24 protein-coding genes are annotated in these 22,001 nt (G+C 72.0%); 8 read left to right on the plus strand and 16 right to left on the minus strand.

Features of this window, described 5'->3' with window-relative positions:
• Window positions 1-75: 75 nt before the first annotated feature.
• The gene (locus ACIHAD_RS03455) at window positions 76-1,719 is read right to left on the minus strand and encodes a hypothetical protein (RefSeq protein ID WP_397352726.1); all 1,644 of its coding nucleotides are present in this window, start codon (window positions 1,717-1,719) and stop codon (window positions 76-78) included.
• The gene (locus tag ACIHAD_RS03460) at window positions 1,716-2,522 is read right to left on the minus strand and encodes an ABC transporter ATP-binding protein (RefSeq protein WP_397352727.1); all 807 of its coding nucleotides are present in this window, start codon (window positions 2,520-2,522) and stop codon (window positions 1,716-1,718) included. The genes ACIHAD_RS03455 and ACIHAD_RS03460 overlap by 4 nt, the downstream gene beginning before the upstream one ends.
• Window positions 2,523-2,558: 36 nt before the next feature.
• On the opposite strand from ACIHAD_RS03460, the gene ACIHAD_RS03465 reads away from it, so the two are divergent.
• From ACIHAD_RS03465 to ACIHAD_RS03475, 3 genes are all read left to right on the plus strand, one after another.
• Complete coding sequence (locus ACIHAD_RS03465; RefSeq protein ID WP_397352728.1) at window positions 2,559-4,148, plus strand: acyl-CoA carboxylase subunit beta; 1,590 nt, start codon at window positions 2,559-2,561, stop codon at window positions 4,146-4,148.
• Window positions 4,145-4,345 carry an acyl-CoA carboxylase subunit epsilon gene (locus ACIHAD_RS03470; protein WP_397352729.1) on the plus strand — a complete coding sequence of 67 codons (201 nt, stop codon included), beginning with the start codon at window positions 4,145-4,147 and terminating at the stop codon, window positions 4,343-4,345. Before ACIHAD_RS03465 ends, ACIHAD_RS03470 begins: the two co-directional genes overlap by 4 nt.
• Window positions 4,346-4,452: 107 nt before the next feature.
• Window positions 4,453-5,394, plus strand: a complete 942-nt coding sequence (locus ACIHAD_RS03475) for an NYN domain-containing protein (RefSeq protein ID WP_352321648.1) — start codon at window positions 4,453-4,455, stop codon at window positions 5,392-5,394.
• Here the strand turns inward: ACIHAD_RS03475 and ACIHAD_RS03480 are convergent.
• Entirely contained in the window at window positions 5,352-6,350 is a 999-nt protein-coding gene (locus tag ACIHAD_RS03480; protein WP_397352731.1) for a DUF5937 family protein, read from the minus strand. The genes ACIHAD_RS03475 and ACIHAD_RS03480 overlap by 43 nt on opposite strands.
• 60 nt (window positions 6,351-6,410) lie before the next feature.
• On the opposite strand from ACIHAD_RS03480, the gene ACIHAD_RS03485 reads away from it, so the two are divergent.
• From ACIHAD_RS03485 to ACIHAD_RS03500, 4 genes are all read left to right on the plus strand, one after another.
• Window positions 6,411-7,667: an MFS transporter gene (locus ACIHAD_RS03485; protein WP_397352732.1), complete on the plus strand. Its 1,257-nt coding sequence runs from the start codon at window positions 6,411-6,413 to the stop codon at window positions 7,665-7,667.
• A 77-nt stretch (window positions 7,668-7,744) separates the two neighbouring features.
• Window positions 7,745-9,151, plus strand: coding sequence for an AlkA N-terminal domain-containing protein (locus tag ACIHAD_RS03490; protein WP_397352733.1), 1,407 nt, complete (start codon window positions 7,745-7,747; stop codon window positions 9,149-9,151).
• Window positions 9,148-9,663 carry a methylated-DNA--[protein]-cysteine S-methyltransferase gene (locus tag ACIHAD_RS03495; RefSeq protein WP_397352734.1) on the plus strand — a complete coding sequence of 172 codons (516 nt, stop codon included), beginning with the start codon at window positions 9,148-9,150 and terminating at the stop codon, window positions 9,661-9,663. Before ACIHAD_RS03490 ends, ACIHAD_RS03495 begins: the two co-directional genes overlap by 4 nt.
• Before the next feature lie 70 nt (window positions 9,664-9,733).
• Entirely contained in the window at window positions 9,734-9,889 is a 156-nt protein-coding gene (locus ACIHAD_RS03500; RefSeq protein ID WP_397352735.1) for a hypothetical protein, read from the plus strand.
• 32 nt (window positions 9,890-9,921) lie between these two features.
• Here the strand turns inward: ACIHAD_RS03500 and ACIHAD_RS03505 are convergent, their stop codons facing one another.
• Complete coding sequence (locus ACIHAD_RS03505; protein ID WP_397352736.1) at window positions 9,922-11,085, minus strand: MFS transporter; 1,164 nt, start codon at window positions 11,083-11,085, stop codon at window positions 9,922-9,924.
• A 90-nt stretch (window positions 11,086-11,175) separates the two neighbouring features.
• On the opposite strand from ACIHAD_RS03505, the gene ACIHAD_RS03510 reads away from it, so the two are divergent.
• Window positions 11,176-11,607, plus strand: a complete 432-nt coding sequence (locus ACIHAD_RS03510) for a MarR family winged helix-turn-helix transcriptional regulator (RefSeq protein ID WP_397352738.1) — start codon at window positions 11,176-11,178, stop codon at window positions 11,605-11,607.
• On the opposite strand, the gene ACIHAD_RS03515 is transcribed toward ACIHAD_RS03510, so the two are convergent.
• From ACIHAD_RS03515 to ACIHAD_RS03570, 12 genes are all read right to left on the minus strand, one after another.
• The gene (locus tag ACIHAD_RS03515; protein ID WP_397352739.1) at window positions 11,604-12,536 is read right to left on the minus strand and encodes a hypothetical protein; all 933 of its coding nucleotides are present in this window, start codon (window positions 12,534-12,536) and stop codon (window positions 11,604-11,606) included. The genes ACIHAD_RS03510 and ACIHAD_RS03515 overlap by 4 nt on opposite strands.
• Window positions 12,533-13,159: a hypothetical protein gene (locus ACIHAD_RS03520; protein WP_397352740.1), complete on the minus strand. Its 627-nt coding sequence runs from the start codon at window positions 13,157-13,159 to the stop codon at window positions 12,533-12,535. The genes ACIHAD_RS03515 and ACIHAD_RS03520 overlap by 4 nt, the downstream gene beginning before the upstream one ends.
• Window positions 13,156-15,876, minus strand: coding sequence for a BTAD domain-containing putative transcriptional regulator (locus tag ACIHAD_RS03525; RefSeq protein WP_397352741.1), 2,721 nt, complete (start codon window positions 15,874-15,876; stop codon window positions 13,156-13,158). Before ACIHAD_RS03525 ends, ACIHAD_RS03520 begins: the two co-directional genes overlap by 4 nt.
• A 70-nt stretch (window positions 15,877-15,946) precedes the next feature.
• On the minus strand, window positions 15,947-16,333 hold the full coding sequence (locus ACIHAD_RS03530) for a pilus assembly protein TadG-related protein (RefSeq protein ID WP_397352742.1): 387 nt from the start codon (window positions 16,331-16,333) through the stop codon (window positions 15,947-15,949).
• 20 nt (window positions 16,334-16,353) lie between these two features.
• Entirely contained in the window at window positions 16,354-16,749 is a 396-nt protein-coding gene (locus tag ACIHAD_RS03535; protein ID WP_397352743.1) for a TadE/TadG family type IV pilus assembly protein, read from the minus strand.
• The gene (locus ACIHAD_RS03540; protein ID WP_397352744.1) at window positions 16,746-17,168 is read right to left on the minus strand and encodes a TadE/TadG family type IV pilus assembly protein; all 423 of its coding nucleotides are present in this window, start codon (window positions 17,166-17,168) and stop codon (window positions 16,746-16,748) included. Before ACIHAD_RS03540 ends, ACIHAD_RS03535 begins: the two co-directional genes overlap by 4 nt.
• Window positions 17,152-17,385, minus strand: coding sequence for a hypothetical protein (locus ACIHAD_RS03545; RefSeq protein ID WP_397352745.1), 234 nt, complete (start codon window positions 17,383-17,385; stop codon window positions 17,152-17,154). Before ACIHAD_RS03545 ends, ACIHAD_RS03540 begins: the two co-directional genes overlap by 17 nt.
• Window positions 17,385-18,305 (minus strand): type II secretion system F family protein, encoded by a 921-nt coding sequence (locus ACIHAD_RS03550; RefSeq protein ID WP_397352746.1) that lies wholly within the window; start codon window positions 18,303-18,305, stop codon window positions 17,385-17,387. The genes ACIHAD_RS03545 and ACIHAD_RS03550 overlap by 1 nt, the downstream gene beginning before the upstream one ends.
• Window positions 18,298-19,146: a type II secretion system F family protein gene (locus tag ACIHAD_RS03555; protein ID WP_397352747.1), complete on the minus strand. Its 849-nt coding sequence runs from the start codon at window positions 19,144-19,146 to the stop codon at window positions 18,298-18,300. The genes ACIHAD_RS03550 and ACIHAD_RS03555 overlap by 8 nt, the downstream gene beginning before the upstream one ends.
• A 2-nt stretch (window positions 19,147-19,148) precedes the next feature.
• The gene (locus tag ACIHAD_RS03560) at window positions 19,149-20,444 is read right to left on the minus strand and encodes a CpaF family protein (RefSeq protein WP_397352748.1); all 1,296 of its coding nucleotides are present in this window, start codon (window positions 20,442-20,444) and stop codon (window positions 19,149-19,151) included.
• Window positions 20,441-21,157: a hypothetical protein gene (locus tag ACIHAD_RS03565; RefSeq protein ID WP_397352749.1), complete on the minus strand. Its 717-nt coding sequence runs from the start codon at window positions 21,155-21,157 to the stop codon at window positions 20,441-20,443. The genes ACIHAD_RS03560 and ACIHAD_RS03565 overlap by 4 nt, the downstream gene beginning before the upstream one ends.
• Window position 21,158: 1 nt before the next feature.
• A complete protein-coding gene (locus ACIHAD_RS03570) occupies window positions 21,159-21,836 on the minus strand; it encodes a hypothetical protein (protein WP_397352750.1) in 678 nt (225 codons plus the stop codon).
• Window positions 21,837-22,001 lie beyond the last annotated feature (165 nt).

Consider the following 22,001-nt stretch of genomic DNA (forward strand, 5'->3'; position numbering starts at 1 on the left):
CAATCATGCTTCGAAGGGTAGCGAGTCGCTTTCGGCGACCGCATGGCGGTCTCGCCCATTGGACTAGACCACTCCCTAACTGGGCTTTGACACCGCTGCCAGCAACTCCGGGAGGCGGGGGAAGCCGATCTTGCCGGCGAGGCGTCTGCCGAGCACTTCGATGAGCACGCCGTAGAAGGGCGCCAGCACCGACACCCACAGCAGCCCGAACAGCAGCGGCACCACGATCGGGACGGACATCAGCACGATCCCGAGCATCGCCCCCATCGACGACGCGAACGCCTGACCACCCTGGCCGGGCGCGGCGCCGCTGAAGGCGTTCATCCGCTCGGGCAGCGTGTACGGGATCGTCACGCTGGTCACCGAGCCGACCCCGAGCCCGACGCCGAGCGCGCCCAGCCCGGTCAGGAACGCCGGCACGACGGCCTGCGGGCTGCCGGTGAGCAGCGCGGCGGCGACCGCCACGAGCAGCAGCAGCGGCGCGGCGACCAGGCAGTTGGCCAGATGGCGGCCCGCCAGGTCGCGGCGCAGGTCCTCCTCGGAGCCGAACGCCACGGCGTTCATCCACAGGGAACGCCCGTCGATGCCGAACGCGTTGCCCGACTGCAACGAGATCATCAGCGCGCCCATGCCGGTGATCAGCACCGGCAGCACCGGACCCGCCTGCCCTTCGGTGCCGTTGTTCAGCGAGAACGCCAGGATGACGGTCACCACGACCGAGGAGAACCAGCCCACGCGGAACCTGGGCTCCCGCCTGATGTACTTCAGCTCCTTGGTCACCACGGCCGCCAGCGGCCCGTCGGGCAGGAACCGGTCGGCCAGGCCGCGCCGCCGGCGTACGGAGGCCGCCTGCGTCGAGGCGTCCGGCGACACCAGGGCACGGCCCAGCGCCTTGATCCACAACCAGGCGAGCACGACGACGATCACCGCGACGGCGGCCAGCTCCGCCACGCCGACCAGGCCGCCGTCGGCCATGGCGTGCGCTGCCATGCCCGGCGGGGTCCACCGCAGGACGCCGGCCAGCCGGTGGAGCATCGCGGCGGGGTCGCCGATGCCGCGGTTCATCAGCAGGTTGGGGAGCTGCGCCAGCAGCACCACGAACAGGGCGGCCACGGCCAGCACGTCACGCCCGCGCCGGCTGCGCAGGGCGCCGGACAGCGAGGTGGTGATCAACCGCGAGGTCACCACGCAGAGCGCGAACTGCAGCAGCACCGCGGGCACGCCCAGCAGCACGCCCCCGACGCCCGTGGGCAGCCCGACCAGCGCGCCGGCCGTGACGACCAGCATGGCCAGCGGCCACGCGCCCGTCGCGGACGCGGTGAACAGCCCGACGGCCAGCTCGCGCGTACGCAGCGGGAACAGCGACAACCGCGCCGGGTCGAGCGTGTCGTCCAGCCCGAACGCCAGCAGCGGCACGATCATCCAGCTCACCAGGAAGAGCGCGAACGCGACGATCACCAGCTCGGCCGCGACGTCGGAGGGCGCCAGCCTGAGCAGGCTCATCAGCAGGAACCCGAGCACGGCCAGGCCGGCCGCGGCGAGCAGGGTGAACACGAAGCCGAGCTTGCGCTGCACGTCGCCGCGCAGGTTGCCGGCGAGCAGGCGCAGCTTGAGCCGGGCGAAGAGCGCGGCCGTGGCCATCGGCGACCCCGTGACGGCGGCGGACCGCTCGGCGGGCTGCTCGGCGGAGGTCGCGGCGGACGGTCCGGGGGCGCTCACGGGGTGTCCTGGGGCGTGGGCGCGGCCGGGCGCTGCTCACCGGGCCGGGCGCCGAGCCAGCTCAGGCCCGCCTCGCCGTGGGCGCGGGAGCCGCCGACCAGCCGCATGAACGCCTCGTTGAGGCTGGAGCCGCCGCGCACCTGGTCGAGCGGACCCTGGGCGACGATGTGGCCGCCGCTCATCACCGACACCCAGTCGCACAGCCGCTCGACCAGGTCCATGACGTGGCTGGAGAAGATGACGGTCGAGCCGGAGGCGGTGAAGCGCCGGAGCACCTCGGTGAGGGTGTTGGAGCTGACCGGGTCGACCCCCTCGAACGGCTCGTCGAGGAAGAGCACGGACGGATTGTGCAGCAGCGCCGCGGCCAGCCCGATCTTCTTGCGCATGCCGGTGGAGTAGTCGACGACGAGCTTGTCGGCGGCCCCGGTCAGGTCCATCACGTCGAGCAGTTCGCCCGCGCGCTGCTCGACGTCGGCCTTGGGGATGCCGCGCAGCCGGCCGTTGTAGAGCAGCAGTTCGCGGCCCGACAGCCGCTCGAACAGCCGCAGCCCCTCTGGTAGCACGCCGATGCGCGCCTTGACGGCGACGGGGTCGCGCCAGACGTCGAACCCGTCGATCGCGGCCTGGCCCCCGTCGGGCCGCAGCAGGCCCGTGATCATGCTCAGCGTGGTCGTCTTGCCGGCGCCGTTGGGACCGACCAGACCCGCGAAGCTGCCCGCCGGGACCACGAGGTCGACCCCGGCCACCGCGACCTGGGCGCCGTAGCGCTTGTACAGGCCGTGGGAGCGAACCGCATCCGTCATGGATCCACTCTAGGAGGACGAGCTAGCCTAACGCGCATGAGCGCTGCCGCCGATCCCATGCCGGAGATGCCGGACATCCACACCACCGCGGGCAAGATCGCCGACCTGGAGCGACGGCTCGACGAGGCCGTGCACGCCGGCTCGGCGTCGGCGGTGGACAAACAGCACGCCAAGGGCAAGATGACCGCGCGCGAGCGGGTGCTCGCGCTGCTCGACGACGGCTCGTTCGTGGAGTTCGACGAGTTCGCCCGCCACCGGTCCACGATGTTCGGGCTGGAGAAGCGGCGGCCGTACGGCGACGGGGTCATCACCGGCCACGGCACGATCGACGGCCGGCAGGTCTGCGTGTTCTCCCAGGACGTCACGGTCTTCGGCGGCTCGCTCGGCGAGGTGTACGGCGAGAAGATCGTCAAGGTCCTCGACCTGGCGCTCAAGACCGGCTGCCCGATCATCGGCATCAACGAGGGCGGCGGCGCGCGCATCCAGGAGGGCGTGGTCGCGCTCGGCCTCTACGCGGAGATCTTCAAGCGGAACGTGCACGCCTCCGGCGTGATCCCGCAGATCTCGCTCATCATGGGCGCCGCCGCCGGCGGCCACGTCTACTCGCCCGCCCTGACCGACTTCGTCGTCATGGTGGACCAGACGTCCCACATGTTCATCACGGGCCCCGACGTGATCAAGACGGTGACCGGCGAGGAGGTCACGTTCGAGGAGCTGGGCGGGGCCCGCGCGCACAACACCAAGTCGGGCGTGGCCCACTACCAGGCCACCGACGAGGAGGACGCCCTCGACTACGTCAAGGCGCTGCTGTCCTACCTGCCCTCCAACAACCTGGACGAGGCCCCGGCGTTCGCCGCCGCCGACGACCTGGCGCCCGACCCGGCCCTCGACCTGGTGATCCCCGACTCCCCCAACCAGCCGTACGACATGCACCAGGTGATCGAGCACGTGCTCGACGACGGGGAGTTCCTGGAGGTCCACGCGCTGTTCGCGCCGAACATCGTGGTCGGCTACGGCCGCGTGGACGGCCAGCCGGTGGGCGTCGTCGCCAACCAGCCGATGCATTTCGCCGGATGTCTGGATATCGACGCCTCCGAGAAGGCCGCCAGATTTATTCGAACTTGTGATGCCTTTAATATTCCGATCCTGACTTTTGTTGATGTACCGGGATTCCTCCCCGGGACCGATCAGGAATGGAACGGAATCATCCGCCGCGGCGCCAAGCTCCTGTACGCCTACGCCGAGGCCACGGTCCCGCTGGTCACGGTCATCACCCGCAAGGCGTACGGCGGCGCGTACGACGTCATGGGCTCCAAGCACCTCGGCGCGGACGTCAACCTCGCCTGGCCCACGGCCCAGATCGCGGTCATGGGCGCGCAGGGCGCGGTCAACATCCTCTACCGCCGCGAACTGGCCGCCTCCGGCGACCCCGACGCCGAACGCGCCCGGCTCGTCACCGAGTACGAGGACACATTGGCCAATCCGTACATCGCGGCCGAACGCGGCTATGTGGACTCGGTGATTCGGCCATCCGAAACCCGGCCACAAGTTGTCCGGGCACTTCGCGCCCTGCGTAACAAGAGAGCCTCGCTGCCGCCGAAGAAGCATGGGAACATTCCTCTATGAGCGACCACCTGCGTATAGTCCGCGGCGAGGCCACGGCCGAGGAGATCGCGGCCGTGGTGGCCGTGCTCGCCACGCGCCGGAGCTCGTACGCCGAACCCGAGAGACCTCGTAGACAAACATGGCGAAACCCCGCCAGAGGTATGCGTAACCCTGGCCTGCCGGGGAAGGCGGCTTGGCGGATGAGCGCACTACCCTAGATAGATCCCGGGAATCGGGTGTCAAGTTCCCCGGGAGTTGGGACTATCTAGAGAAAGTAGGCGTATATAGTCAGCCGATCAACTAACACCGCGGCCTGGAGGACGACATGGCCATCCCAGACCTCATGCCGCATCCTGTGGCAGCCAAGTACGCCGTCCTAGTGGATGTCGGTTATCTGTACGCTGCGGCAGGTGAGGTGCTGCTCGGCGCGAAGGAACGCAAGGAATATCGGGTGGCCGCCGATGAGCTCATCCAGAGTCTACAGAAACATGCAGAGGAACGTATTTCCGGCGAACTTCTGCGGATCTATTGGTATGACGCAGCCCGCGACCGTGTGCCGACCGTCGACCAGCGTGTCATCGCCCAGCTCCCGTGGGTCAAGGTCCGCCTTGGCAACCTCAACGCCCGCGGCCAGCAGAAGGGCGTCGACGCGCAGATCAGGAGCGACCTGGAGGCACTGGCCAGGCATCACGCGGTGACCGACACGATCCTGCTGGCGGGCGACGAGGACATGGTCCCGGCGGTCGAGGCGGCGCAGGCGTACGGCGTTCGCATCCACCTGTGGGGCGTCGAGCCCCCTTACGGCACCAACCAGGCCGAGCGCCTGGTGTGGGAGTCGGACACCGTGGAAGTGATCTCGGCCGATTTCCTGAGACCGTTCTTCAGCCGCGCGCCGCAACCTGTTGCGGTCACCCCGCCCGCCGCCGCTCCCTCGCCCGCCCAGGTGTTCGCCGGGCGTGCGCCGGTCAAGCCGCACGCCAAGCCCGGTCAGGTCGCCAAGCTGGGGCCCAGCCGTCCGCGCGTGGAGGACGTCGGCGAGCACGTCGCCCAGAAGTGGATACTCACCCGCGGCCGCGACAACATCCGCGACCTGCTGCCCGGCCCGATCCTGCCGACCGTGATCGACACCGAGTTGCTGATCGAGGCGGAGAAGGAGCTCGGGCACTCGCTGCGGCCCTACCCGGAGGCCCGGGTCTGGCTGCGTGACGGGTTCTGGGCGCGCGTCTACCGGGAGTTCGACCTGGGGGTGGGGGTCTCCTCCAAGTAGAGCAGCGTCTCGGCGACCGCCGTGCGAGCGTAGAGCACGTACCGGCCGCTGCGGTGCGCGCTGCACAGGCCGGCCTTGCGCAGCGCCGTCAGGTGCTGGTTGACGCCGGGCTCGGAGAGCCCGGCGCGCTGGGCGAGGTCGCGGGTCGAGGCCGGTTGGTCGAGTTCGGCCAGCAGCCGGGCGCGCGTCCTGCCGAGCACGGCGGCCAGGGCCTCGGGCGGGTCCACCTCGCGGCGCTCCCACAGCGTCGCGATGCCGCGCGGCGCGTAGCGCACGGTCGGCTGGTACGGCGGCGTCGTGACCGACAAGACCCGCGGCCAGGCGAACACGCACGGCACCAGCAGCAGTCCGAGCCCTCTCAGTGACCGCCGGCCGGTGACGTAGCGGTGTTCCAGCCGCAGGGTGCCGTCGTTCCAGGTGACGGTGTCGTCGAGGTCGGCCAGCATGCGCTGGGCGCCGCCCTCGGCCAGCAGCCGGGCCCGGTGCAGGATCTCGCCCTCCAGCAGCGACCTGATCCGCGGCCAGTACGGCGCCATCGCCGCCTCCCAATAGTCGGTTACCTCCACGGCCAGGCGTTCGAGGCCCTGTTCCGGGTCGTCGTAGAGGGCCTGCACCCGTTTCGTCCGGGGACCGCCGATGCGGTCCAGGTCCGTGCGGACCCGTGCGGCCGCGCCCCGCATCGTGGCGAGTTCCAGCTCCAGGTCCGGCATGGACGTCGAGGGCGGCGTGCAGGTGAAGCCCGCGATGGAGACCGTGGGCACCGGGACCAGGTCGGACAGCAGCCGCCAGTCCACGTCCCGGAGGCGGCGGCGCACCTGGTCGGCCCAGGGGCGCAGGAGCGGGTGCGCCGCCGGGTCCTTCACCACGCGCACGCTGACCACGACCTCGCCGAGCGGGGAGACGGCGAAGCGGGTGTTGGCGATGTCGTGGGCGGTGAACGTCAGGTCGAGCGTCATTGGATTTGCTTGTCACTTAATCGATAGCGGCCTTGGGCGACATTTCAGCATCCTGCCGACATGTCAGCAACTTTGGTGGACACTCCGCTTCTGCGGCTTCGCGCATTCCGTAACCTGTTCGTCGCCGGCACGGTCAGCCAGCTCGGCAGCCAGATCGGCTACGTCGCGCTCCCCCTGCTCGCCGTGACCGTCCTCGGGGCGGGCGCGGGCGAAGTCGGGCTGCTCTCGGCCCTCGCCACGCTCGCGGCCCTCGTGCTCGGGCTGCCCGCCGGGGCCTGGGTGGATCGCGTCCGGAGACGTCGTCTGATGATCGCGACGGACGCCGGGCGGGCGGTGGCGCTGCTCTCGGTGCCCGTGGCGTGGTGGGCGGGCGTGTTGTCCATGGCGCAGCTCTACGTGGTGACGGTGCTCGTCGGGGCGGGGTCGCTGCTGTTCGACGTCGCGTCCATGAGCATCGTGCCGGGGCTGGTCGGGCGCGAGCGGCTGACGTCGGCCAACTCGCTGCTCGTGGGCACGGCGGCGGGCATGGACGTCGCCGGGCGCAGCCTCGCCGGGGTGCTGGCCCAGGTCGCCGGCGCGCCGCTGGCCGTGCTGCTGGACGCGCTGAGCTACCTGTGGTCGGCGGCCTGGCTGCGCGGCGTCCCCGAACCGGCCCTCCCCCAGGACGGCTCGCCGGACGGCGCGGAGTCCATGAAGGACCGGATCGCGGAGGGCGTACGGTTCATCCTCGGCAACCGGGTGCTGGTCGCGGCGCTGGCGCAGGGCGCGATGGCGAACCTGGCGTTCCCGCTCTGCTCGGTCCTGCTGCCGGTGCTCATCGTCGGGCAGCTCGGCTATCCGGAGTGGGTGCTCGGGGCGTACCTGGCGATGGGCGGGCTCGGCGTGCTCGCCGGGTCGTCGGCGGCCCATCTGCTCGGCCGGCGCTTCGGCACGGGCCGCGCGGTGTGGCTGGTCAGCCTGGTCACCGCCCCGGCCGCGCTGGTGATCCCGTTCCTCGGTCCAGGGCCGTGGCTGTGGGCAGCGGCGGCGGCGTGGTTCGTGCTGGCGTTCCGTACCGGGGTGAACAACGTGCTGCTGGTGAGCCTGCGGCAGCGGGTCACGCCGGACCACCTGCTCGGCCGGATGACGGCCACGATGCGGCTGCTGCTGATGGGCGCGCTCGGCCTCGGCGGGCTGCTGGCCGGGCTGCTCGGCGAGTTGTGGGGGGTGCGCGCGTCGCTCTGGCCGGGCGCGGTGATCATGGCCATGAGTTGGCTGCCGATCCACTTCTCAGCCCTTCGGCGGCCGGGTCCGAATACCGCCGGTCGGCCGTACTGACCTGGTGACCTGCGTTTTCACGGTGAGGTCCGATTTCCGCCGGTCGGCACCCGCGGCGCGCGCATAGTCTCGGAGGCATGTCACCCCTAGAGCTCGACTTCGAATCCTGTTACCGGGCGGTCTCCGCCAGGGACTCCCGGTTCGACGGGCGCTTCTACACCGCGGTGACGACGACGCGCATCTACTGCCGGCCGATCTGCCCGGCGCGTACCCCCTCCTCCAGGAACGTGCGCTTCTACCGGCACGCGGCCTCGGCGGAGGCGGCCGGGTTCCGGCCGTGCAAACGCTGCCGGCCCGAGCTGTCCCCCGGCGACCCCGGCTGGGACCTGCGCGGCGACCTCGTCGGCCGGGCCCTGCGGCTGATCGACGACGGCGCCGCCGACGAGCGGGGCGTGGCCGGGCTGGCCCGGCGGCTGCACATCACCGAACGCCACCTGCACCGGCTGTTCGTGGCCGAGCTGGGCGTCGGGCCGCTGGCGGTGGCCCGGACGAAGCGACTCCTGCTGGCCAAGCAGCTCCTGACGGAGACCGGGCTGCCGGTCACCGAGGTCGCGTTCGCGGCCGGGTTCGGGAGCGTGCGGCAGTTCAACGCCACGATGCGGGAGACGTACGGCTTCACGCCCAGCGAGCTGCGCGCCACGGCCGGACGCCCGGCGGCGGCGCCGCCCGCGCCCGAGGTCGCCGGGCCGGTCACGCTGAGGTTGCGGCTGCACCGCCGCGAGCCGTACGACGTGGCGGGCGTGTTCGGATTCCTGACCTCGCGCGCCATCCCCGGCCTTGAGGTCGCGAGCCCGGCGTCGTACTCCAGGGCCGTGCCGGGCGGGACGATCACCCTCACCCCCCGGCCGGACCACGTCGCGCTCGACGTGGCCGTGGCCGACACCCGGCAGCTCGCCCGCGTCGTCGCCCGCTGCCGCCGCCTGCTCGACCTGGACGCCGACCCCGACGCCATCGCCGAGGCGCTCGGCCAGAGCTCGCTGGCCCCCCTCGTCCAGGCGCGGCCCGGGCTGCGGGTGCCGGGCACGTTCGACGGGTTCGAGCTGGCCGTACGCGCGGTGGTCGGCCAGCAGATCTCGGTGGCCGGAGCGCGTACGCTGCTCGGCCGCATCGTCGCCAGGACCGGCGGCCCCCTCTTCCCCACCGCGGCCGAGCTGCGGGAGGCCGACCTGACGGGCCTCGGCCTGACCAACCGCAGGATCGCCACCCTCGCCGACCTGTCGGGCCGGGTCGCCGACGGCGACATCGACCTCGACGGCGGCCAGGACCCGGCCGAGGCCGTGGCCGAGCTGCTGAAGGTTCCGGGCATCGGCCCCTGGACCGCCAGCTACATCGCGCTGCGCGCCCTGCGCGACCCCGACGCCTGGCCCACGGGCGACCTCGTGCTGAACAAGCGCATGGCCGCCCTGGGCATCCCGCACGACCACATCGAACGGTGGCGGCCCTGGCGGGCCTACGCCGCCCTGCACCTCTGGAGCTCCTCATGATCACCGCTCAGGTCCTGCCGACGCCGATCGGCTCGCTGTCGCTGCTCACCCGCGAGGGCGTCCTCGTCGCGGGCGGCTTCACGGCCGACCCGACGGAGATGTTCGCCCGCCTCACCCCCGCCCTTCAGTCGGAGGGCCTGGACGTGGTGGACGACCTCGGCGCCGCCGCCGAAGCCGTCCGGGCCTACTTCGACGGCGACCTCGACGCCCTGGACGCCGTCCCGGTCTCCCAGCCCGGCTCCCCCACCCGCAAGCGCCTGCACGAGGCGCTGCGCGAGGTCCGCGCGGGGACGACCGTCTCGTACGCCGAGCTGGCCCAGGCCGCCGGCCTTCCCCGTACCGCCGCCCGCGCCGCCGGCTCCGCCTGCGCCCAGAACCTCATCGCCCCCTTCGTCCCCTGCCACCGCGTCCTGCCCAGCACGGGCGGCTACGGCGGGTACTACTACGGCGTCCCGGTGAAGGAATGGCTCCTCGCCCACGAAAGCGGACAAAAGCTCGGCACGCGCACCTGACGGGACCCCGGACCTGGCCCTGCACAGGGCGCTGATCAGGGCTCTGGGCAGGTCCAGCGAGGCCAAGGGGATGGCAGAGGCGATCGTGCGGATCCTGCTGGTTCGGGGCATCCACGTACCGGATGAGGCCGCCGAGCTGCTCCTCCAGTGCCCTGACCCGGACCTTCTCACCCCCTGGATCGACTGGGCCGTCACCACCGGGAACGTCGACGAACTCCTCAACTGAGCCTGGCCTTCGAAACCGGAGCCGCTTCGAGCTCAGGCGGCGGGGGCCAGGTGGTGGCGGCGGGACTGGAGGCCGGCGGCGGCGGCCACCAGGAGGCCGAGGAGTCCCAGGAGGGCGGCGGTCCAGGCGGGGGCCGTGTAGCCGAGGCCGGCGTCGATGGTGAGGCCGGCGGCGAAGGAGCCGATCGCGTTGCCGAGGTTGAAGGCGCCGATGTTGGCGGCCGAGGCCAGGGTGGGGGCGCCGCTGGCGGCGTCCAGCACCCGGGTCTGCAACGGCGAGACGGTGGCGAAGGCGGCCACGCCGAACAGCGTGATGGTGACGACGAACGCGACCTGGCTGGCGGAGACCAGCGCCACCACCACGGCCAGCAGCGTGAGCAGCGCCACCGACCCGTAGATGGCGGGCATGACCGCGCGGTCGGCGAGCCGGCCGCCGATCAGGTTGCCGACCACCATGCCGACCCCGAACAGGGCCATCACCACCGGTACGGCCCCGGACGAGAACCCGCCCACCCCGGTCATGATGGGCGCGATGAACGTGATCACGGCGAACACCGGCGCGAACCCGAAGACGGTCATGGCCAGGGCCAGCCACACGCCGGCCTTGCGGAAGGTCGCCAGCTCGCGCAGCAACCCGCCCCCGGACGGACGAGGCTGGCGCGGCACGAGGGCCAGCACGCCGGCCAGCCCGGCGAACCCGATCCCGACCACCACCCAGAACGTGGCCCGCCAGCCGAACGCCTGCCCGATCCACGTCCCGAGCGGCACCCCGAGCACGTTGGCCAGGGTGAGGCCGGTGAACATCAGGGCGATGGCGCTGGCCCGCTTCTGCGGCGCCACCAGGTCGGCGGCCACCACCGACCCCACCCCGAAGTACGCGCCATGCGCGAACGCGGCCAGGAACCGGCCCACCATCAGCACGCCGTACGAGGGCGCGAGGGCGGACAGCAGGTTCCCGACGATGAACATGACCATCAACGACAGCAGCATGGTCTTGCGCGACAGCCGCCCGCCGAGCATGGTCAGCGGCGGCCCGCCGACGGCGACGCCCAGGGCGTAACCGGAGACGAGCAGCCCGGCGGCCGGGATCGTCACGCCGAAGTCGGCGGCCAGCTCGGGAAGCAGCCCGTTGATGATGAACTCGGTGGTCCCGATGCCGAAGGCGCTGATAGCCAGGGCCAGCAGGGCGAGAGGCATAGAATACTCCTCATACGACGTTAGTAGGCGTAGACATTATTTGCACACGCCGACTAACTGAACATACAAGCAAGAGGAGGAGGGTGTCACATGCCCCTAGCCGACGACGCCGTGGAGGCGCGCGCCCAGGGATGGCGCACCCTCGCCGCGCTGCACGCCAAAATCGAGGACAGGCTGGAGAAGGCGCTGCAGAAGGAGCACGGCCTGAGTGTGAGCGAGTACACAGTGCTCGACGTGCTCGCCCGCCAGGACGGCTGGCACATGCGCATGCAGCAGCTCGCCCGCGCCGTCGTGCTCAGCCAGAGCGCCACGACCCGGCTGGTCACCCGCCTGGAGAAACGCGATCTGCTCAGGCGCTACCTGTGCGAGGACGACCGGCGCGGCATCTACTCCGAGGTCACCCCCGACGGCCGCGACCTGCTGACCAGGGCGGGCCCGACGCACGACACGGTGCTGAAGGAAGTGCTGGCCGAGGCCGCCGAGCAGCCCGAGCTGGCCCCGCTGGCCGCGGTGATCGCCTAGGGCTTCACGTTGCTCTGGATCTCGCCGACCGGCACGTCCCGGGTCGCGCCCACCTCGACCGGCGCGAACTGGAACGGCACCACGCCACCGGTCGTCTCCACCGGCCACGACGTGGTCACGGTGAGCCGGTACGCCTCACGCGGCTGGTCGATCGAGGCCCGCAGGTAACGCACGCCGCAGGTGAAGGAGGCCCCCTTGGCGTACGGGCGCCCGGCGGCCCCGCAGCCCTCCTCGTGCACCTCGGCCCGGTCCTTCGTGGTGCCCGGGTCGATCTTGATGCTCTTCAGCGTGGCCACGACGGTCACGCTCATGACGCCCGGGATCTCCGCGGTCACCGACCTGCGCCGCTCGCCGAGGCCCTCCAGCCAGACCCAGGTGGGCAGGTTGACGAAGCTCTTGGCGTCGGGGCTCAGCCTGATCGTCGGCTCGGGCACGGTCAGGGACGCCCTGGCGATCTCGGCGAGCTCCTGGATGGTGATCCCGGCGGGCGGGGTCGTGCCCGGCGGGACGAACACGAACGGGTCGAGCGCCGCGAAGCAGACCTGGCCCTTGGGGTCGGAGGCGTCGTAGGCCGGGCCCCACCAGCGCCCGTCCTTGCCGATCTTGTCCTTGAACTGCTTGAGGAACTCCTGGAACTTCTCCTCGGACGGGTCCTTGGTGTACCGGAACCAGTAGTCGCGCAGGGCCTCCTGCGACTTCAGCATCTCGGCCCCGGTCATGCCGGGCTCGTACCAGCAGGGGCGTTTGAGGACGTATCCGTCGGCGTTGCCGCCCTTGGCGCCGTCGCCGGAGATGACGATCCTGGAGTTGCGCAGCTCGATCCCTCTGGTCCTGCCGTGCTCGATGGGGCTGCCGGCCGTGTCGCCCGGGTCGTCGAGGTGCCCCAGCAGCATCAGAGCCGCGGTGGCCAGCGAGATCACGCGGTTCATCGCGCGCATCCTTCCTTGTCGTAGAGGAGTTCCCGGATCCGCCACACGCCGTCGTCGCCGCGGTGCGCGAGAGCCCTCTGGAGGTAGGGGGCGCGCATGATGGAGGGCTGGGGTGAGACGGCCTCGCCGCTGCTCGCGCTGACCACGCGGACCTTCGACTCGTCCACGCAGGTGTCGACCTGCGCGCCCTTGTCCAGGACCTTCGTGACGCGCAGGTCGTACAGCCGGGCGACGCCCTTCACTCTTCTGTCCTCCTCGGTGTACCGGCGTACTCCGTCATACGCCTGGCGCACCGCCTGGAGTTCGAGATCCAGATCCTTCAGGTATCGATCGCTTCCCGAGACCATCACCTTGCGGGAGGCGAGGTACCAGTCGGTGATGACGGTCATGAGCGGGTCGCGCCTGGCCGGCCAGTCGATGTCCACCCGCAGCTTCCCGCCGCCGACCTCGACCGTCTCGACGCCGGGCGCGTCCGCGGAGGGCCGCGCCGAGCCCCCCGTCGCGGGCGCCGTCGCGGTCGCGGGGGCGGTCCCCGACGGGCCCGGCTGCGGCGTGTACGGCCGCGCCGCCTCCCCGCACCCCGCCACGAGCAGGACGAGCGCGATCACCGGCATACGTCTCATGCGGACGACTCCCTCACCACGTGGATGCGCCACGACGGCAGCAGTTCCTCGATCAACGCCTCGGTCTCGGGGGCCATCCCGCCGCCGTACGGGTGGGAGGCGGCCCTGCGGGTCAGGACCTCGACCACGGCCCGCATGCGGACGGCGTCGCCGGTGGCGTGCGTGGCCCGCAGCAGGTCGCGCCAGAGCCCCTCGTCGTCGGTCGCCAGCAGCAACGCCGCGCGTACGGCCGCCACCGCGGCGTCCGGCTCGTCCTGGGCCAGCCGGAGCTCGCACAGCCGGTGGGCCGCGTCGGCCACGCCGGCCGCCACGTCGTACTCCAGGTCGTCGGCCGCCAGCCAGGCGTACCGGCCGGACGGGCGATTGGCCAGGAGCGGGCCGCGTACCAGGCCGAGCGCCTTCTCCAGCAGCACGGTCCGGGCCGTCGGGTCGTGCTGGGACCGGCGGACCAGCTCGCGGAACAGGGCCCAGTCGGTACGGACCTCCGGGCCGAGCCTGAGCCGTCCGGCCTCGTCGACGCGCAGGTGCTCGGGGCCGAGCCAGTCGGCGACGCGGGCGATCGTGGCGTCCCTGACCATGGTCTGCACGCCGCGCGGCCACAACACGCCGCCGAGCACGACGGGATGCACGCCGCCGGGATGCGTGGCCAGGTAGACCAGCAACTCGGTGGCCAGCGCCATGCGGCCCTCTTCGAGGGGCGCGAGCCCGGCGATCGCGATCGGGCCGAGCATCCTGATCTCGACCGCGGGCGGGTGCAGGCCCTCCAGCGGCTCCGCCTCGGGACAGACCTCGCCGTCGAGCCGTCCGGCGGTGCGGAAGAGGTCGACCAGCGCCTTGTAGTGGCGGCGCGGCAGGAGCTGGGCCTCGACCTCGAAGCCCAGCTCGGCGATGCGCGCCTTGCCGTCGTCGCCGATCTCCAGCGTCCAGGTGGCGTGCGGGACGTCGCCGGCCAGGACGTACCCGGCGGTGTCCCGGCGGGCCAGCAGCGCCAGGCGGCGGGCCTCCTCGTGGGTGGGGGCCACGGCCGACAGCAGGTAGTGGGCCTCGCGCGGGCTGCCGGAGACGCGTCCGGTGAGCACCTCCCTGCGCGGCGCGGCGGTCGCCTCCAGCTCGGGCAGCACCTCGGCCAGGCTGCCGACGGCCCTGATCCGGTCGGGGGCGATCGCGGTCAGCTCGTCGCCGAAGCCGACGAGCGTGATGCGCATGCGGTCGGACCAGCGGTTGGTGGCCAGCTCGACGGCGAGCGCGGCCAGCGCCGCGGTGGTCTGCGGGCCGCGGACGTTGATCAGGCCCTGCGCGGCCTCCAGGTCGATCAGCACCCGGCCGCTCGCGTCCGTGCCGATCGAGACCAGCCCCGGGTACGGCGCGCCGCCCGCCTGCTCCTCCAGCAGGCGGCCTTCGTGGGCGGGCAGGCGCCACACCTGGCCGCCGTCCTGGGCCGTCCACGGCTCGGGCGGGTCGCCGTCCGGCGGGTGGACCCACAGGTCGAGCGTGCGCGGGGACAGATGGGCGCCGTAGACCGTGGGCGGGGTGCGGTGCTGGGCGGCCAGCTCGGCGCCGAGCAGCCGCAGCCCGATGTCGAGGATGCGCGCGCCCGGCGCGTCGCCGCCCAGCCTGAGGGCGACCTCGGCCTGGGCGGCGTCGTCGCGCGGCCGGACGATCCGGCGCCCGAACACCCTGCGCCACAACTGCTCCCGCCGCCTCCTGGCCAGCAGGGCCAGCAGCCCGGCGGCGGCCAGCGACGCCCCGGCCAGGTAGTCGATCAGGTCGAGGCTCTGGGCCTCCCTGACGGTGATCTCGGGCTGGTCCTGCCGGACGTCGGGCTTGCGGTGCCTGGCCTGGTCCTTCTCGCTCTTCCCGGTGGCCTCCGCGGCCTTCTTCGCGACGTCGCGCCGGGCGTCGGGCTGGGCGCGGGTGTGGGCCACGCCGGGGTGCTCGCGCAGCGTCTGCTCGCGGGACTGGCCGGCGGGGACGATGTGCACGTTCCTGGCGTCGTCCGGCATGTCGAGCACCCAGCCGGGCCTGATCAGGTCGGCCATGCGCAGGCGGATGCCGTCCGGTTGCTCCTTGGCCTGGTTGAGTCGGTAAATCTCCGGGTATCGGCGGCCGTCTCCCAGGCACTTCTCCGCGATCTCCCACAGGCTCTCGTGGTGCCGCCCGTGCGGGGGCTGCACCACGTACACCTTCTTGGTCTTGTGGGTCTCCAGCGTGCGCTCGACGATCGGCGCGGAGTAGGCGACCGCGGTCACCGGCGGCGCGGCGGGCGGGGCGGCCATCCGCGCGATGGGCGCGATCATCGCCCCGGCCGTGAACAGCAGCAGCACCGCGCCGACGAGCTTGTTGGCCAGCGCCTGCGTGCCGCCCGACAACGGTACGCGGGCGGGCATCCCGACCCTTCGGACACCGGCGTACACCTCGACCAGCACGCACACGAAGAGCTGGAACCAGGCCAGCCAGACCAGCAGCACCAGCACGGCCTGGATCGTGCTCGGCCCGGCCTCGGCGGTGAAGAAGCGCAGGTCGAGCATCTCGGACGTGACCGGCGGCCCGGCGAACATGAGCAGCGCGTACGGCACCCCGCCCACCAGCGCCACCAGCGCCACCAGCGCCGCGAGCCCGGCGACCACGTCGCCGAAGGTCCGTCTGGCCGGGCCGCGCGCAGGCGGCCGTCTGGGCTGGTGCCGTCCCGGGGGACGCGTCGGCTCTCGCGTCGGCATCGCCGCTCCCTTCTTCCGTCCAGCGTCCTGCGTCGTGCGTCGCCCCGGCCAGCGAGTGGCGGGAATCGGTCTACCTGGCTTCGGGGGCGGCCGTGGCCTCGCCGTTCATCTCCGAACCCGGGAACCCGAGGGCCCCCAGGAAGAACGCCTCCCACCGCACCGAGACACTGACCGTCACCCGCTCCTGCTGGACCGAGCAGGAGCCGCGCGCCACGCCGTCGCCGCCCTGGGCCGCGACGATCTCGTCGGCCCTGGCGCAGACCTGGCCCTCGTCCAGCAGGGCGACCTGCCCGTCGGTGCGCAGCCGATCGACGTCGATCTTGTCCGCGCCCGCCCGCGCGGCCTGCTCGGCGACGTCGGCGGCGCGCAGCCGGGCGTTGATCGCCGCGCCGCCGTCGACCAGCAGCCCGGCCAGGAGGAACACCACGACGGAGAACAACACGGTGAACACCGACATGGACCCCCGCTCCCCCGCCTTCACGGCTCCCGCCTGACGAGCTGCTCAAGGGGCACCACGGCGGTGCCCGTCAACCGCTTGGTGCCGCCGAACCCCAGGAACCCGAGGTCGAGCTCGCAGGTCACCTCCGCCTGCACCTGACCGCCCGCCTCCCACGTGGATCCGTCCAGGTTCACGGCGGTGCCGCCGCACTTGTCGTCCAGCGCGCTCTTCGCGGTGCTCTCCGCCGCGGCGCCCGCGTCGTCGAAGCTCCGCTGCACGGACGCGGCCCGCGCGGCGTCCCTGGCCGCGCCGTTGACCCGCCCCTGCGTCTCCACCAGCACCCCCGCCCCGACCAGGAACATGAGGAACAGCAGGAAGACGGGGGCGAGCATCACCGTCTCCACGGCCATAGAGCCGCGCTCGCCCGGCTTCATCGGCAGTCATCACCGCCGTTGTCGGGACGGAAGCACTCGATCGGCCCGCCCGCGGTCGCCGTGATCGTGAACGTGAGCGGCGGCAGCAGCGGCACGACCTGCACGGCGCTGCCCGTCACCGTGACGAAGCGCTGGTCGGGGTCCTGCTCGGAGGTGGTGGCCGCGGCGTTCTCCAGCAGGCGCGGGCCGACCGCCTTGACGATGTCGGTGGCCTTGGCCGTGGCCGCGCCCTGCCAGTCGCCCGAGTCGAACGGCGCCGACCTGGCCACCCGCGCGCCTTCCCTGGCCGCGGCCTCGGCGATCTCCCGACCGTGGAACCAGAGCGCGACCTGCACGACGAGGAGCACGACCGCGAGGACGACCGGCATCAGCAACGCCAGCTCGATCACGGTCGCGCCCCGCTCACGAGTCTGCGCCACCACCACCGCCGCCGCCGCCGAACGTGCCCTGGATCTCGCTCGACTTCTGTTCGACCAGGGTCTTGATCAGCGTGGCCAGCCCGAGCGCGACGCCCGCGATGATGGCCGTGATGATCACCCACTCGACGGCGGAGGCGCCCCTGCTGGGCGCGTTGCGGGCGCGCTCGATCCGCACCCCCAGGTACGCGGTGAGATAGACGATCCAGGGATGGTTCATCAGGCCCCCAACATCTTCATTGCGGCGGGAAAACTGAGGAAGATCACGAATCCGGCGCACAGGAGGAGCTGGGCCACGAGCATCGACTGCGAACGTTCGCCCGCCCGTCCCTCGATCTCGGCCAGCTCGCGCCGGCGCAGGGTGGCTGCCCTGGCGGTGAGCGAGGCGCGTACCTTGGCGCCGTCGTCGGCCACCAGGCCGAGCGCGGCCGACAGGTCGCGCAGCTCGTCGACGTTGATCTCCTCGCCGAGCTGGCCGAGCGCCTGCCACGGGGTGATGCCGACGATCCGGGCGCCGCCCAGCGCGTCGCGGATGCGGCCCATCGCCCAGTTGGGCTGCTCGCCGCTGACCGAGACGGCCATCATCAGCGCCTCGGGCACGCCGCGCCCGCCCGCCAGGTTCATCGAGACCAGGTCGAGGAAGGCGCCCACGACGTGCCGGAAGTCGCGTCGCATGGCCGCGGCCTCCTTGCGGATCTGCAGGTCGGGCAGGAAGAAGAAGAGCAGCGCCACGAGCACGGCCGACCAGAACGGGACCGTGAACGACACGCCCCACCCCATGAGCGCCAGCCAGCCGAGCAGGATCGGGAAGGCCAGCAGGCCGCTCGCGCCGAGCAGCACCTTGGTGGCCAGGAACGCCTCGAACGAGCGTCCGAGCAGGGCCAGGTCGGACTTGACCGAGCGGGCCTCCCAGCCGCGGGCGCCGTAGAGGCGGGCCAGGCGGGCGCCGAGGCCGCGGCGGAAGGCGCTGACCTCCTCGTCGGGCAGCAGGAGCCGGATGCGCGGGGCGTCGGCGTCCTCGCGCACGGCGTCGAGCGCCAGCAGCCGCGCCACCAGTCCTGGACGGGCCGGGAACAGCGCGCGTACCAGCACGAACAGCCCGAGGCCGAGCACCGCTCCGGCCAGCACGCCCTCAACCATGGCCGCCTCCTCCCATCAGCAGCCGGGTCGGCTTGTCGAACCTGGCCAGCCGCCGCATCCACGCGAACCCGGCGCCGAACAGGCCGCCGACGACCACGAGCACGGCCTGGCCGAGGGTGGAGCCGTACTCGCTGACGTAGGCGGGGTTGAACAGGATGAGCAGCCCGGCGAAGACCAGCGCCGTGATCACCACGATCTGCACGCTGCGCCTGGTCGAGCGGCGTTCGGCCTCGACGCGGCGGCGCATGTCGAGCTCTTCGCGGGCCGAGACGGCGAGCGCGCCGAGCACGTCGCGCAGGCCCGGCCCGCGCAGCCGGGAGTTGAGGATGAGCGCGGCGATCACCAGGTCGGCCGAGGGGTCGTCGAGCTCGTCGGCGAAGCGGGACAGCGCCTCCGGCAGCGCCATCCTGGTGTGCAGGCGGTCGACCATGGCCCGCAGGTGCGGCCGGAGCGTGGGCGCGGCGGCCCTGATGGAGGACGGGATGGCCTGCTCCAGCCCGGCCGCCCCGGCGATGGTGTCGCGCAGCGACTCGGTCCAGGCGGCCAGCCCCTCCAGGCGGTGCATGGCGGCGCGCTCCTCGGCCGCGCCGCCGGACAACCCGCGCCAGGCGAACACGAGCAGCACCGTGCCCACCGCCAGGACCGGCCAGCCCGTGATCACCAGGACCAGGCCGGCGGCCACCGCGGCGACGGCCGTGCGGGTGGTGAGCATCTTGACGAGCGGGCGGCGGGGCTGGGACGGGCGGCGGCGCAGGCCGTACAGGGCGAGGAAGAACAGGAAGAGGCCGCCGCCGGCGGCCGCTCCGGCCAGCATCGCGAACGGGTCGAGGTCGAACGCCATCCTCACCAGCCTCCCGGGTTGTAGCCGTGGGCGATGAGCTCCTCCAGGCACGAGACCGGCGCGTGCGGGACGCCCGTGCCGTCGGGGCCCGGCGCGAACACCTCGCTCGACAACACGCGGCCGTCGCAGCCGTTGACCTCGCGGATGCTGGAGACGTAGCGGCGCAGGGTGCCGCCGACGTGGTAGTCGTTGCGCTTCTCGATGAAGACGACGAAGTCGATCGCGCCCGCGATGAGCATGTGGGTGGCGTCGATGGGCAGGCGCTCGCCGGCCTGGAGGGCGTAGGTGGCGATGCGGTTGAAGACCTCCATGCTGGAGTTGGCGTGGATCGTCGACAGCGAGCCGTCGTTGCCCTGGGTCATCGCGTTGAGCATGGTGACGATCTCGTCGCCCAGCACCTCGCCGACGATGACGCGGCTGGGGTTCATCCGCAGCGAGCGCCTGACCAGCTCGGCCATGGAGATCTCGCCCTGGCCCTCGGAGTTGGGCAGGCGCTGCTCGAAGGCGACCACGTTGGGGTGGAGCTCGGAGAACTGGTCGAGGCCCAGCTCCAGGGCGCGTTCGACGGTGATCAGGCGCTCGCTGGGCGGGATCTCGTTGGCCAGCGCCCGCAGCAGGGTGGTCTTGCCGGCGTTGGTGGACCCGGCGATCATGAGGTTCTTGCGGGCGGCGACGGCCGCCGTCAGGAACCTCCCGATCTCTGGGCTGATCGTGCCGTTGCCGGTCAGGTCGGACAGGAAGACCTTGCCGAGGCGGGAGCGGCGGATCGACACGGCCGGGCGCACGGTGACGTCCATCACCGCGCTCAGCCTGGAGCCGTCGGGCAGCCGCAGGTCGAGCTGGGGGTTGGCGGTGTCGAACGGCCTGCTGGACAGCCCCGAGTACGCCGCCAGGATCTGGATCAGCTCGACCAGCTCGTCGTCGGACTCGGCGACCGGGTCGTGCATGATCTCCTGGCCGTCGGCGTAGCTGACGAACACGCGGTCGCAGCCGTTGATGTCGATGTTCTCGACCTCGGGGTCGTCGAGCAGCGGCTGGAGGCGGCCCACGCCGAACAGCGCGGCGTGGATGCCGGCCGCCAGGGCCTCCTCCTCCTCGATGGTGGGCGGCGTGCGGCCGAGGCCGATCTCGTTGCGCGCGTGCTCCTCCAGCACCTGCGAGATCAGCGCCCTGGCGAACTGGCGCTCGTCCTCGCCGGACATCGGCGGGACGCCGCTCGCCTGGTCGATCCGGCGCTGGTGGGCCAGCCGGTCACCGACCTCCTGGCGGAAGCGCTTGACGAGCGTGTGGTCGATCATCGGTGGCTCACCAGCCTCGCGGCGAGGTCGCGGGCCGTACGGATCAGCAGGGACCGGTCGAGCCGGCCGCCCCACTGGCCGCGCAGCAGCTCGGCGCCCTTGGCATCGTGGGCCAGCCCGTGGACGAACTGGACGATGGGGCCGACGATCCTGCGGACGTCCTCGATGGAGGCCCGGTAGTTGCGCGGGTCGGCGATCACGACGACGCCGTGCGCCTTGGTGATCTGGAGGCGTTCGCGCAGGTGGGCGACGTGGTCGAGGGTGGCTCTGGTGAGCAGGAGCACCTGCTCGGCCTCGGCCAGGAGGTCGGCGATCTGGGGGTGGGAGCCCAGCCGGCCGCAGTCGGCGATCACGTCGGCGTCGGGGATGGCGGCCAGCGACCTGCCCAGCGGGCCCCAGAGCCAGGTGAGCCCGGCCGCCTGCTCGCCGTGCGTCAGCCCGGCCAGCACGTCGAGCCCGCCGATGATCTTCTGCGTGTGCTGGTGGATCTGGGCGGGTTCGAGGCCCCTGCGGGCGGTCGCGCCGAGCGTGAGCAGGCCCTTGCCCGGGTTGAGCACGCCGCCGTCGACCGCCGGCAGCCGGTAGGCGAGGTCGCCGCCGGCCGGGTCGCACTCGGCCAGCAGCACGGGCCGCGGCCACACCGCCGCGAGGGCCGTGGCCGCGGTGGTCACGCCGGGCGCGCCCTTGTCCGCGGCCAGAACGATCAGCGCCACGTCAGCGCGCTCCCGGGAGCTCGGCCACCGCGATCTCTCCGCTGGAGGCGTAGGCGAGTATTTGCGGTGAGTCCGACGAATCGACGATCACGGTGATCTGCCCGGAATTACCGCCGGTTCTGCTCTTGTCGCCCGCGCTGAACACCAGCGCGCTCTCGGCGAGCACGCGACTTTGCCCCTGAGCGGTACGGTTCGGCACGTACACCACCTGGACGCGGTCGCCCTGTTGAATGCCGGCGGGCATTTGGCCGGGTTTGAGGGCGAGGCCGACGGTGGCCTTTCCGGGGCCGAGCTCGTCGCTGGCCTTGCTGCCCATCTGGTTGGTCAGCAGGGTGCCCGGCAGGATCGTGACCGCCGCGAAGCTCTTGGTCACCTCGGACCGCCGCGACCAGGGGACGTAGTCGACGCCCGTGTCCGAGGCGATCTTCACCTCTTCGAGCATGCCGTCCACGAACTGCTGGCCCGCGCCGACCTGCTGGGTGACCCTGACGGCGGAGACGCGGTCGCCGCTGCGCAGGACGAGCAGCGTGGTGGCCAGCGCGCCGCCGAGGATGAGCAGGACGGCCAGCGCGGCGAGGGCCGGCTTGCGTTCGCGTGGGGGCACGGGGAGCTTGCGCGAGGCCGGGCCGGACAACCCCGCCGCCGCGTTGTCGGCGACAGGTTTTTCACTGGTCCTCATGGGTGGGGGGCTCCCATTGTGAAATGCGGAATTCACGCCCATTATGTGGGGCGCCCGGGTGAGGCGTGGGCGGAATGCGAGGACCCATGCTTGTTTCGCAGGTGGCGGGATGTCAACCCGGAATAATCGATGCCTATTGTCTCTACCGAGTTGACTAATACCGAT

Origin of the sequence: Nonomuraea sp. NPDC052265, from assembly GCF_044547985.1 — a bacterium.
Lineage (GTDB): Bacteria > Actinomycetota > Actinomycetes > Streptosporangiales > Streptosporangiaceae > Nonomuraea.